This window comes from uncultured Kriegella sp., from assembly GCF_963975415.1.
Classification (GTDB): Bacteria; Bacteroidota; Bacteroidia; order Flavobacteriales; family Flavobacteriaceae; genus Kriegella.
Map to the genome: position 1 here is coordinate 52,591 of NZ_CAXBGN010000009.1, position 12,980 is coordinate 65,570.

At 39.5% G+C, this 12,980-nt stretch carries 11 protein-coding genes and 1 other RNA gene; 2 read left to right on the forward strand and 10 right to left on the reverse strand.

Going from position 1 to position 12,980, the window contains the following annotated elements; genetic code table 11:
- Positions 1–103: 103 nt before the first annotated feature.
- Positions 104–427: RNase P RNA component class A (gene rnpB / locus AACZ88_RS17690), an RNA gene on the reverse strand.
- Positions 428–561: 134 nt separating this feature from the next.
- On the opposite strand from rnpB, the gene AACZ88_RS17695 reads away from it, so the two are divergent.
- Positions 562–2,394: a DNA polymerase III subunit gamma/tau gene (locus tag AACZ88_RS17695; protein WP_339713088.1), complete on the forward strand. Its 1,833-nt coding sequence runs from the start codon at positions 562–564 to the stop codon at positions 2,392–2,394.
- On the opposite strand, the gene AACZ88_RS17700 is transcribed toward AACZ88_RS17695, so the two are convergent.
- Genes AACZ88_RS17700 through AACZ88_RS17730 form a run of 7 tightly spaced genes read right to left on the reverse strand, consistent with a single transcriptional unit; the run spans position 2,391 to position 9,158 of the window.
- Positions 2,391–2,744: a transmembrane 220 family protein gene (locus tag AACZ88_RS17700; protein ID WP_339713090.1), complete on the reverse strand. Its 354-nt coding sequence runs from the start codon at positions 2,742–2,744 to the stop codon at positions 2,391–2,393. The genes AACZ88_RS17695 and AACZ88_RS17700 overlap by 4 nt on opposite strands.
- Before the next feature lie 19 nt (positions 2,745–2,763).
- The gene (locus AACZ88_RS17705; RefSeq protein WP_339713093.1) at positions 2,764–4,137 is read right to left on the reverse strand and encodes a nucleotide pyrophosphatase/phosphodiesterase family protein; all 1,374 of its coding nucleotides are present in this window, start codon (positions 4,135–4,137) and stop codon (positions 2,764–2,766) included.
- A gap of 4 nt (positions 4,138–4,141) precedes the next feature.
- Positions 4,142–5,335 (reverse strand): metabolite traffic protein EboE, encoded by a 1,194-nt coding sequence (eboE, locus tag AACZ88_RS17710; RefSeq protein WP_339713096.1) that lies wholly within the window; start codon positions 5,333–5,335, stop codon positions 4,142–4,144.
- A 1-nt stretch (position 5,336) separates the two neighbouring features.
- Positions 5,337–6,503, reverse strand: a complete 1,167-nt coding sequence (locus AACZ88_RS17715) for a 3-dehydroquinate synthase (RefSeq protein WP_339713099.1) — start codon at positions 6,501–6,503, stop codon at positions 5,337–5,339.
- On the reverse strand, positions 6,500–7,390 hold the full coding sequence (gene eboC / locus AACZ88_RS17720) for a UbiA-like protein EboC (protein WP_339713101.1): 891 nt from the start codon (positions 7,388–7,390) through the stop codon (positions 6,500–6,502). The genes AACZ88_RS17715 and eboC overlap by 4 nt, the downstream gene beginning before the upstream one ends.
- Positions 7,390–8,298 (reverse strand): TatD family hydrolase, encoded by a 909-nt coding sequence (locus AACZ88_RS17725; protein WP_339713104.1) that lies wholly within the window; start codon positions 8,296–8,298, stop codon positions 7,390–7,392. The genes eboC and AACZ88_RS17725 overlap by 1 nt, the downstream gene beginning before the upstream one ends.
- Before the next feature lie 2 nt (positions 8,299–8,300).
- Positions 8,301–9,158 carry an EboA domain-containing protein gene (locus tag AACZ88_RS17730; protein ID WP_339713106.1) on the reverse strand — a complete coding sequence of 286 codons (858 nt, stop codon included), beginning with the start codon at positions 9,156–9,158 and terminating at the stop codon, positions 8,301–8,303.
- Positions 9,159–9,316: 158 nt separating this feature from the next.
- Here AACZ88_RS17730 and AACZ88_RS17735 point away from each other — a divergent pair, with 158 nt between their 5' ends.
- Positions 9,317–9,898 (forward strand): tRNA-(ms[2]io[6]A)-hydroxylase, encoded by a 582-nt coding sequence (locus AACZ88_RS17735; protein ID WP_339713415.1) that lies wholly within the window; start codon positions 9,317–9,319, stop codon positions 9,896–9,898.
- A gap of 414 nt (positions 9,899–10,312) precedes the next feature.
- Here AACZ88_RS17735 and ppk1 read toward each other — a convergent pair whose 3' ends face one another.
- Together ppk1 and AACZ88_RS17745 are read right to left on the reverse strand one after the other, a co-directional pair.
- Entirely contained in the window at positions 10,313–12,394 is a 2,082-nt protein-coding gene (gene ppk1, locus AACZ88_RS17740) for a polyphosphate kinase 1 (RefSeq protein ID WP_339713108.1), read from the reverse strand.
- Positions 12,391–12,879, reverse strand: coding sequence for a histidine phosphatase family protein (locus tag AACZ88_RS17745; protein WP_339713111.1), 489 nt, complete (start codon positions 12,877–12,879; stop codon positions 12,391–12,393). The genes ppk1 and AACZ88_RS17745 overlap by 4 nt, the downstream gene beginning before the upstream one ends.
- Positions 12,880–12,980: the final 101 nt, after the last annotated feature.

Here is a 12,980-nt window from a genome sequence, read left to right on the forward strand (position 1 = left end):
TGTAAAAATAACCTTCGCCGGAGAGAAAACATTGAAGAGACCCTTCGGCTGCGCTCAGGGTTAATTCGACTACGCATTTTTTTGTAAAAAATGCTGTCTCATTAAAATAAGCAGGCCATAAGCCGGATTCTGTTTTCACCAAAAGGTGAATCCCTATCATTTATCTAGACCATTGGTTGCCCAAAAGCTCAAACCGCCTACCCTTCGGCTCGGGCGTGCAGCCCTCAAACACCGATTTACATGACGTTTCACCGCATAGAGTTTACCTGGTTTCACTACAGCCGAACTGTACTTGCTTTCTGTTGCACTTGTCCTTTTCGTCAAAAGACGAACGACGGGTGTTACCCGCTATGCCGCACTATGGTGTCCGGACTTTCCTATTTATCTTGAAATTCATCCAAGACAAATCGATAGGGTAGCCTGCTTGCCACAAAGGTAGACGAATTGTTGATAAGTAAATATTGAAACTATAGAAAACCAACACCCAAATACGAAGTGATTTTTATATTTGTATATTAACCCTTCGAGCATAGCTCAAACGCTCGATTAAAGTGACTCAAAGTGGAACCTTTTGTAGTATCTGCACGCAAATACCGTCCCCAGACATTTAAAGATGTTGTAGGGCAACAGGCAATTACCAATACCCTGCTTCATGCCATTGAAACAAATCATTTGGCGCAAGCGCTGTTGTTCTGTGGACCACGTGGTGTCGGAAAGACTACCTGCGCACGTATTTTAGCAAAGAACATCAATCAAGATGGCAGTCAAAAGGAAGACGAAGATTTTGCCTTTAATATTTTCGAGCTTGATGCCGCTTCTAACAATTCTGTGGACGATATCAGAAACCTTACCGACCAAGTACGTATTCCTCCGCAAGTAGGAAAATACAAGGTTTATATCATCGATGAGGTACATATGTTGTCACAGTCGGCATTTAATGCCTTTTTAAAGACCTTGGAAGAACCGCCAAAACATGCTATTTTCATTTTGGCAACTACCGAGAAACATAAAATAATCCCTACGATACTTTCTAGATGCCAAATCTTCGATTTTAAGAGGATTACGGTAAAAGACGCCAGCGAATACCTTAAATACATAGCTGAAAATCAAGGTGTAGAAGCCGAAGACGATGCACTTCATATTATAGCACAGAAAGCAGATGGTGCGATGCGTGATGCCCTTTCGATATTTGATCGGGTAGTTAGTTTTAGTGGAAAGAATTTAACCCGAAAAGCGGTCACCGAAAATTTGAACGTACTTGATTACGACACTTATTTTGAAGCCACCGACCTTATATTAAAACACGATATTCCCCACTTATTGGTATTGTTCAATAAGACTTTGGCGCTAGGGTTCGATGGTCATCATTTTATTTCGGGCATGGCATCACATTTCAGGGATCTCATGGTCAGCCAACATCAACAGACTATAGAATTGCTAGAAGTCGGCGAAACGGCGAAACAGCAATATTTAGAACAATCAAAGAAAACTTCAAGCCGTTTTTTACTGCAAGCCATCGATGTTGCCAATGATTGTGATTTAAATTATCGAACAAGCAAGAACCAGCGGTTACTGGTCGAGTTGACCCTCATGAAATTAGCTTCCATCGATTTTGATGGCCAAAAAAAAAATCCTGAATCACTAGCACTTGCCAATAGTACGGTTGATTTAGTACCGGCATCCTATTTTAAAGAGGAGGTTTCCGAAACATCACCAACGGCTACTCCGCAAGCGGAAAAAATCACACAACAGGAAACAATACCCAATATTTCTTCTGAAGAAAAAAAAGAACCCATCCTTGAGAAGCAAGAGGTGCCAAACGTTATTCCTGAGGAAAGGCCACAAGACATGCCATCGAATTCACCTTCCAATGAAGCAGTGGTCACCACAATAAAACCTGAGACCAAAAAGATAAATATCAATGTAACCGCAAAAAAAGTATCAGGACTTTCCTTATCGAGCCTAAAGGCGAAAAAGGAACACCAGCTTAATAAAAAAGAGGTGAAATTCGAACCTGACCAGCTGCCAAAAGATTCGTTCACTGAGGAAGATATGCTTAAGCATTGGACAGATTTTGTGGAAATAATCGATACCAAAGGACAAAAGATATTGGCTTCAAACTTGAGTGCCGACACCCCAAAATTACGAAACGAAAACACGCTGTGGCTAGAGATGCCAAATAGCACCATGAAAACAGAGATTGAGCGGGAACAGTATGATTTAATGGAATATTTAAAGCTCAAACTCAATAATTATCATATACGGCTGAAGATTACGGTCAATGAGACTACCGCAAAGAAATTTGCATTTACTCCTGAAGAAAAATATGAAAAACTTCGGCAAAAGAATCCGGCTATCGATCTTCTTCGAAAAGAATTCGATTTAGATCTTTAACGCCTCCATCCAGCTCGAATACGCCAAGCATACATCAACATTATCAGGGCACATAATAATAATCCCGAAGATTCACGAGCCATCTCGATATTCTTAATATCTCCGCCTCCAATATCATACCCTTCAAATTGAGCGGGCCAATCGACATAAGCGCCGATTACAAAAATACAAAACAGCATCAGTGCCATCCACAAAGGCAATTTTTTTAAAGCGAACATTAACGAAGCAAGAGCAGCTGCTCCGTAAACAACATACCATAATATGGGATCGGGGTCATTGTATTGCAGTGCTCCCGCCCAAATAAAGAGTGCCGAAAAACCAAATGCCAGTATTTTAAAGAAAGTATCCATAGCTAACTTCGTTTAGATCCTAACCTCGAACATGTTTTCCCAATATATCAAAAACATCGGTGGCCAACACGGTTTCCGTAGGGATAAGATTTTTTTGGTTACTAATAAGTATCGGAAAATCTTCTTTGTCTTCTGGTACCCTGCCATGGGATCCTTTGACCAAAGTAGCATCAATAGGAATAATATCCAAAACTGTTCGAAAACCCAGTTTCTTTTTCAATAATTTCCAGATTACCTTCAACATCACCAACTTATCATTGGGATCGGTCAACATCTCAACAGGATCGTAACCCGGCTTTTTGTGAATATCGACCATTCGCGCGTAATCAGGTGCCACTGCATCATCTAACCAAAAATAATAGGTAAACCACGACTTTTTGTTTGCGATGACTACAATATCCCCACAGCGATCATGCTTTAAGTTCGCGGCGACGATTTCATCATCGGAGAGTACCTTTTCTACACCCTTGACCTGCTTTAATAATTCTTTTACATCTGCTTTTAAAGAAGTATCGTTAAGATAAACATGTGCTATTTGGTGGTCGGCAACGGCAAATGCCCGACTCGCACCAGCATCCAAAAGTTCCAGTCCGCGTTCTTTACGGATGTTCAAATAGCCCGATTTACGCAGCTCTCGGTTAAGATGTATCGGATGGCTTACATCAGTGATACCATACTCAGAAAGCAGTACGATGTTGGTTTCTTTAGCATCATAGTATTCGACCAACCTTTGGACTTCCATATCAATTTCTTCCAAATCTTTGGAAATAATGTCGAAATTTAGTCCGTGGCGCTGTAAATTATAATCGAGATGGGGCAAATAGATCAAGGTAAGTGTCGGGTCATGGAGCTCATCTGTTTTTATAGCCGCATCGGCAATCCATTTACTAGATTTTATCGAGGTTTTTGGCCCCCAGAACTGAAATAGCGGAAAATCTCCCAATTCTTTTTTAAGGGTATCCCTAAGTCCTGCGGGATGCGAGTAAAAATCAGGAATTTTTCTACCGTCGGCCAAATAATTAGGTCGCGGGGTTAATGAATAATCGACGGTCGAATACATGTTGTACCACCAAAAATGATTGGCACATGTGAAATTCTCATCGTCCTTTTTTAAGCTGTCCCAAATTTTTTCAGAGTCCACCAGTTTGTTCGATTGTCTCCAAAATTTTATTTCACATTCGTCTTTAAAATACCATCCATTGCCCACAATACCATGTTCCGAAGGCCATTTACCAGTAAGATAGGTCGATTGGGCAGAACACGTTACTGCTGGTAAAACAGGGTGAATGGTCGTGGCTTTTCCTGCTTCCAAAAAGGATTTAATAAATGGCGTATGTTTGCCTATCAAACGCTGGGTCAACCCCACTACATTGATTACGACCGTTTTATGCATTTAACTACAATTTATTTTTTAACCAATTAATTTCACGGACAATACAATCGGATAAATCGGTTTTTAACGCTTCGGGAAGTACATCCCATGTATATGTTTCAATTTCTATATGCTCGCTGATCTTGTTGGTTTTCAAATAATCGATAACTGCCAAAATCTGATCTTGGGTAGAATCAAGTTTATCGAATTTCTCAAGAAATATAGGAACATGAAAATGGGCCCGAAGTTCGGTGAATTCTTTTTTCTCCTTTAAAACAATGGGCAAATCATTATAAGTGACCACCTCACCCCCAACTTTTTCGGTTACCTGATGTAGATAAACCGGCTCGTTGAACAGGGAAAGTGATTCCCAGATTGCCTCTGTTTCCTCTGGGTTGTTTAATATTTTAAGTGCTGCGCTAACTTGAATCTTACCAATAGCGATTCCTGAGTTAGCAAACTTTTTAAAAGTGTCGATGGGGTTTTCATACGCCAATGAAAAGTGGCAGATATCATAACAAACCGTTATGTATTTCTTAATCAAATTTTCAACACTATTGGCTTCTATTCCTAATTTGTCCGGTAAAATTTCCTTTGCCATCGGCACCAAATAGTCTGCAAAAAAATTGACTACTTCGTCACTGTTCTCAAAAAGTCCATCTGGCTCGGGTTCAATATCCAAGTGCATGAACTTGCCCGTGGTCTTTTCCAGTTTAAAAAGATGCAAGGCTATTTCCACTAGATGTTCAGCGCCTTTTTTCAACACCGTATCAACCTTATTTGTGGTCTTATGCCAATGTTTGTAGCTAATGGGTGAAGTTGAAATACCCCCTGCAACGCCATCGGGCAACAACACGGCCAATTGGTCGAACAATCGTTTTGTATATACCACACGATCATTTGTGCCCCAATCGGGAGCATGTACCATATCTTTTACACGTTCATTATGAAAATTACCATATGGAAAACCATTCATAGTGAAGACATAAAGATTATTTTCGGATAACCAATTTTTAAAATTCGTTAGCGTCTCTCCCAAGCCCAATTCTTCACTGGCCGTATTCGACAAACGTAAACCAACTCCGAACGGCCTATCACCAGCTACCTGCTCGCGAATAATCGGAAGGTATTTCTGAAGATTGGAAAAAGTTACTTCCCAATTTTCTCCTGGATGAATATTCGAGCAATAGCTTAAGTGATACGCATCTACAATTCTCATATTAGACCAATTTTAACTTAGCGCGTTCGTTCATTTCAAAGATCGCCGACCGCATTTTAGTCATATCAATTTCATGGACATCGACCTTTTTTCCTATTTCCGATATTAACGTAATCGTCAATTCCCCACCTAAATGCTCACGAAACTCCTGAATACCCCTAAGTAATTCCTCACGCTCCCTATCATTGTCTAAAGGAATAGTCAAATCAAACCCTACGCTGTCCATTACCTCTAATATAGATGTCAAGGTCTTCTCATCAATTAGTCCTATATTTTTGGAGTAAGTCAAGTCTAAGGCCATGCCTATGGCGACTGCCTCACCATGACGCAGACGATAATGGGTCATGTGTTCCAATTTATGGGCGGCCCAATGGCCAAAATCCAAGGGTCGTGAAGAGCCGCTCTCAAAAGGATCGCCGCCATTGGCGATATGGTGCATATGCATTTCGGCACACCTATAAATCAAATAGTGCATCGATTCATCATCTCTACCTGCCAACTTTTTGGCATTTTGAGCGATATAATCAAAAAACTGTGCATCTTTTATCAAAGCCACTTTGATGCCTTCAGCAATACCTGCGATCCAATCACGATGCTGCAAGGTCTTTAAAAAATTACCATCATTAATGATAGCTTGAGGTGGGGCAAAAGTGCCCAAAAAGTTTTTCTTTCCAAAAATATTAATACTGTTCTTCACCCCTACTGCAGCATCATTCTGTGATAACACGGTAGTTGGAATACGAATCAGCTTAACGCCTCGGTGAGCAATAGCCGCAGCATAACCTACCATATCTACAACTGCCCCACCACCAATGGCCACCACAAAAGAGTGCCGGCAAATTCGTTCAGAATTAATTGCCTTTAATATTCTTTCTACATGCATATGGTCGTTCTTACTCCTTTCCCCTCCCGGTACTACTAAATTTTCGGTATATTGGAGCGAATCAGGAAAAGCACCACAATAACTTTCCATTTCTTGTATCAAATCAGGATGATTATTGTGCACCCCTTCATCAATTACAAATAGTAATTTAACGGGGCCATTATTTTTGAACTGTTCTACGACCGTTTTGAACAATGCATTCTCCAACGAAAAAAGATTATCGGTAAAATAGAGTTTGTACTCGTACTTCACCGCAAAGGACTGCGAAATCGGGTTTTTATTCATGTAACTGCAAATAATTTTGAAAGCCAGATAGACAAAGGTAATAATAAGATTATGGGCAAGGCAAACCACCATTGCGAAAATGCCACGGCCAAAGATGCATCCAACAGAATCAAAGATAATACACCCCCAATAACGGCTTTCTTTATGTTTTTGGGCGAGTTGTCCCTAAAGGCCCCAATTAAAGGCCGATAAATCATAATCGCAAATAAAATAAGAAAGGGAATTGCCTGTAGCACATTTTCTTTGCCCCAGACAAATAAGCTCAAAACTGCCACAATCACGATTGCATATAATACACCGGCAAGAACGATATGTTTTTTATTGTCACCGTGTACTTCACCCCTACTTATCAAGGTAATCGCCGCAATATAAACGATGGGAACTAGGGCATAGTACCAATATTCCAAACTGCCAAAAACGGACATCCCCAATAAAAGATTCAAACCCCTACAGACACCCATATTCAGCGGACCAAGAATTCCATATTTTTTTGAAAAGGAATCGTACAACAGAATCGCCAAGGCCAAAAACAGGGCTATAACACCTGCAAGATTATTGACCATTAAAGCACAGATTACTCCTATTACCAATAATGCCCCTCCAAATAAAGCCGCATTGACCAACGATACTATTCCACTGGGAATAGGGCGTTCGGGGCGTTCGACTTTATCTAATTTATAATCAAAGACATCGTTTAAAACGACACCCCCGGCATACAAAAGGATGGATGCCGTCACGAGACACAGAACATTGGCATAATTAAAATCATGATAGCCCCATTCCGAATAAAGTCCGGCCATTGCCATTCCCGCCAAAATATCTGCTGCAGCGGTCGGCAAGTTGGCCGGTCGCATTAATCGAATATAACCAAGAAAAGAAGAACTCATTATTTAATCAAGTCATCATCGACACGAGGTTGTTGCCCTCTCAGTACACTGTTGTCATTAAATAGTTGCGTTTGATTGATACCTTCCGCCTGTAACCAATCCGATTCTTTCATCTTTCCGTTTTTCCCAAAGGCGTCTAGTGCATTTTGATAGGTCGTCTTGACCACATCGGACTTAGACACTCCAGAACGCAACATCAAAGATGCCGTTTTCGGTACGGCAAGTGGATCGCTAACCCCCCAATCGGCAGAGCTATCAACGATAATATTTTTGCTTCCGTATTGCTTGACTACAGCGACCATACGCTCATTTCCCATTTTTGTTTCGGGATAAATAGTGAAAGCGGCCCAAAATCCACGATCCAATACATCTTTGACCGTTTCTTCATTGTTATGGTCCACAATAACCATAGAAGGATCCAAGCCGTGCTCTAAACAAACCTCCATACTCCTTATGGTCCCTGACTTCTTATCCCTATGTGGGGTATGAATCTGTACGACCATATTCAACTCCTTAGCCATTTCCAATTGCATTCGAAAATATTTGTCTTCGGCCGGAGTTTGGTCGTCATAACCTATTTCACCAACGGCGACCACATTTTCTTTATGGAAGTACAACGGTAGAAGTTCCATCACTTGTTCAGCTAGCACTTCATTGTTGGCCTCTTTCGAATTTAGACCAATAGTACAGTAATGCTGTATACCGAACTGTTTAGCCCTAAAAGGCTCCCACCCTACCAAACTACTATAATAATCTTGAAACGACCCGACTTGGGTACGGGGTTGGCCCAACCAAAAAGAAGGCTCAATAATAGCAACGACACCTGCTTGTGCCATAGCTTGATAATCATCGGTAGTTCGTGATGTCATATGCACATGTGGGTCAATAAACATCATTTTGTCATCCATCTTCAATCTTTTAAGGTTTCCCAGCTAAGGGAGTTATTTTCAATTTGCTCTTTTAATTCTAAGTGGGAGTTTAACAAGGATTTTGCTTTGGGATTTTTAGAACGATGACAGCATAATGCTGCCGCCTTATTCTCTATTAGATCTGAACTTAAAAACAACCGTTCCATATCCTTTAAAAGTATGTCATTCAAAAAACTGCCCACGGGTCTCCAAAAATAAGGGTTTACTTCTCGAGACGCTGCCCAACGTTCATGGGCGTAATCTGATATTATTCGAGCCAATTCACTGTTGGCTCTTTTATCAACATCCCATATCTTACTTAAATCACGCGGCATAAAAGCAGCCTTTAAGTACATCTGGTTCCATTGATTATCGTCAAAATACTTTCCGGGATATGGATTGTTAAGCGCAATAGCATCAAAGACCGTAGCGATATTGGTACGCAAAGTATCGACAGCGACCGATTTATATTTTTCGCATTGAGGCAATACTATCAAAAATTTGAGAAATGTCGCTAGTTCACCAGTATCGGCCACCTGAATGATATTGGCTACTTTTGGTGTAAAAAATTCAATATCCGCATTGGTAACCTTTGTTAATAAGTAAAGTCTACTCAATTCTCGCAAGTTGGCTTTCTGAACTTCTAAATAACGACCAAGGTCATTAGAGACCATAGCCGTATTCAAATCATTTTTCAATTTTATTTTAGAAGCGATAAGACTGTATGTCATAAATAAGTCTTTGGTCGACTTATTTGCTATAATGGTATTTATTTTACCTTCTAACCAATTGTAATTTTCTGCTTCAATATTTGATTCAACAATCATTTTCAATTGCTGTTCAATACTATCTATCTGCATATGATATTGTCTATTTCAATATAAAGAAATCAAAATCTCCCGAATCACTTAAAAGTAACACTCAAAGATAACCAATCTAATAAAAATAGCTACCCTAAAACACAGTGTTGCTAACTTAAGGACATTATTTCTATTTTTGCGGTTAAAGGTAACAAATGATGTTAGGGTTAAAATTACCGACAGACCCCAGATGGGTAAACATTGTCGAAAAGAATATCGATGAGATTTTGACGGATCATGCATACTGCGAACAAAAGGCGGCGAGCACAGCTATATCATTGATTATCAGTTTTCCAGAATACACCGATTTAGTTGAAGAAATGATTGCCCTTTCACGGGAGGAAATGGCTCATTTTAAAATGGTGCACGATTTGATCATAGCCAGAGGTCAAACATTAGGACGCGACCGGAAAGATGAATATGTACTACAATTATTAAAATTTTTTCCTAAAGGTGGAAGTAGAACTACACAATTGACACATCGTTTACTATATGCCGCCCTAATAGAAGCTAGGAGTTGTGAGCGTTTCCGGTTATTATCGGAACAACTAAAAGACAAGTCATTGGCCGATTTTTATCATAAACTCATGGTGAGCGAAGCCACACATTATGTCATGTTTTTAAGATTCGCCCGAAAATATGGTAATCGGGAGGAAGTAGATATAAAATGGCAAAATCTTCTGGACTATGAAGCTGAAATAATGAAAAATTTGGGAAAGACCGAGAGCATTCACGGGTAACAAGTAGCAGCTTCCATTTTTGACAAATGCTATTTCTTCATTTGTTAGAGCGCCTTTATAAGGCTATCTGAAAGTCAGATTTCAGGAATAAGCATCTTTTTGATTTTTTCAACGACTCGATACTATGGTTAGTCTCCCGCATCGGGAAGATGCCATAAACCATAACCCTCTGAATCTAGCGAACACCGACCAACACCTTAAAATTTTGAAAGTTACATCGTTCACTCCGCACTATTCTAGGAAACCTCAACGACGATAAAAGAATCTTTAGCCGATCTAACGGGCACTTAAAAAAGAGCCTTTTTTGAAAACGGACTATTTTACACTTCCCGTCAATAACTATATGTTTCAATGCCCCTGTAACATTTGAACCTATATTGATTACCACAAGTTTTCAAACCTTCAAGAGAAATATTATGTGTTTTGTTTCTTTAAATAATAATCATAGGTAGCAAATTGTGACCGAACCTTTTCTTTGTTATTCTTTCGATAGGCATTATCTTGTTTTTCAGAAAAAACCCTAGCTTTCATGTTATCTGTCCATGAAATCTCAAAAGTATCTATGAGTTCTTGCTTGATATCTTCGTCATAAATAGGGCAGCCTACCTCTACACGATAATCTAAGTTTCTGGTCATCCAATCGGCTGAAGAAATATATATTTTCGGATTACCTCCATTTGCAAAGATAAATACACGGGGATGCTCCAAAAACTTATCTACGACACTAATAGCCTCGATATTTTCACTCATACCCTCGACCCCAGGCACCAAACAACAAATTCCTCTTATAATCAATTGAATCTTCACCCCAGCATTACTGGCTTCATACAATTTATCCACCATTTTATAGGAAGTAAAGCTGTTCATCTTTATTTTAATATAGGCTTCCTTGCCTTCCCTGGCGTTTTGAATTTCCTTGTCAATAAGGTTTTTAAAAACACTTTTAGTGTAGTGGGGCGAAACAACCAAATGCTTATACTTGTTTATCTTATAGGTGGTCTCAAAGAAGTCAAAGACCTTGTTCAATTCTTTTAGAATCTCATCGTGGGCGGTGAATAATGTATAATCTGTATAAATGCGTGCCGTCGATTCGTTAAAGTTACCCGTACTGACAAATCCGTATCGTTTTATTTGATCATGTTCTTCGCGTTCGATTACACATATTTTACTATGTACCTTCAATCCCGGAACTCCAAAAATCAACTTGACCCCCTCTGCCTGTAGTTGTTCGGCGTACTCGATATTCGCCTGTTCGTCAAAACGTGCCTGTAGCTCGATCTGTACGGTGACCTGCTTTCCGTTTTTAACCGCATTGACAAGACACGCTGCCACCTGAGAATCGTTGGCCAAACGATATACCGTAATCTTAATACTTCTAACCTTTGGATCTAAGGCCGCTTCCCTTAAAAATCTGATAACGTAAGAAAATGTTTGATACGGAGTATACTGCAAGTAATCTTTTTTGGCTATTCGCTCAAAAAGACTTCCCTCCATACTTAACCCCACTACGGGCAGTGGCTTAATCTTATCGTACAGTAAATCTTGTCTTCCCAAACTAGGAAAGCCCATATAATCCCTACGGTTGTGATACCTGCCTCCCGGAATTACGCTATCGGTATCTTCTATGTTCATTTTATCCTTTAGAAAACGGAGCGTATCTTTCGCAATATTCTTATCATACACAAATCGAACCGGGTCGCTTATCTTGCGATGTTCTACACTTGACGATATTTTTTCGATAAAGCTCTTACTCAAATCATTATCCATATCGAGCTCGGCATCCCGCGTAATCTTTATCATATGTGCTGATATCGATTCGTAAGAAAACATATTAAAAATGTTTCTTAAACAATAGCGGATAAGATCATCTAGAATAATAATATAATTCTTGTCTCCTTCCTTCGGAAGCTCTATAAAACGGCCAATGCCCTTGGGGATTTCAATTAGCGCATAGCGAATATGATTCGCTTCTTTAGCTTTTTTAATATCACCATTTGTCATCACCATTTTCACCGCCAGATAAGCCGCGGTATCCTTTAATACTGGAAACTCGGTCAAATCGTTCAGTATAATCGTCATCAAAACCGGACTCACATTTTCCAAGAAGTATTTTTTCAAAAACTCCTCCTGAGATTGCGCTATTTCGGTTTCATCAATAATAAAAATGTTCTGGGCCTCCAGTTCTTTTTCTATCGTTCTTAGCACCCGTACACTTTCGCTTTGCTGCTTAATTACAATTTGGGTGATTTCGGCAAGAATGTCTTTGGCCTTCTCACCGCCTAAAACACTTTTTCCCGTTTTACCGGCTTCGACAATACGTTTTACCGTGGCATATCTCACTTTAAAGAATTCATCTAAATTATTGGAAAATATACCCAAAAATCGAAGACGCTCTATCAAAGGAACATTTTTATCGGCGCTTTCCTGCAATACTCTTTCATTAAACCACAACCAACTAATTTCTCGATTTACATATTGATTTTTGGTTTTCATCATCCTCTTAAATGTTTTGGAAAAATAGTTTGTTTTGTTACCCCTTTGTTGACCATGGCCCAATCGTCCGTGGCAAATTCCAAGGCCACCAATCCGGTAGTCGGAACGTTGTCAATATAGGTATTTCCTAAAGAATTGGCAATATGTGTAAAGGCATGATTATGTCCGAAAATCATTACGGCATCAAAGTTGTTATCCAGTTCTTTGATGAACTGCAATACGTAATCACCTGAGAAATCGTATAACCATTTCGTTGGCTGAAATCTACTAAAATCAAAGTTCAATTCCCTTAAAAATATCATACAGGTGTGCAACGCCCTATTCGCATGACTCGAATAAATTGCATCAATTTTTACATCTTGGGATTTAAAGGAAGAACTGACCAAAAAGGCATCATTGATACCTCTTTCTTGCAATGGTCGATCTTTATCATTGACAGAATACTCCCATGAAGATTTACCATGTCGAACCAAAATCAGTGTTTTCATTTAACCAAAATTTAATGTTGAACAATCAGTTACCAATAGTTATGAATCTCGGGTTTTAAGATTACAGAATCAGATAAGATCTTACAATCATCAAAAAATAT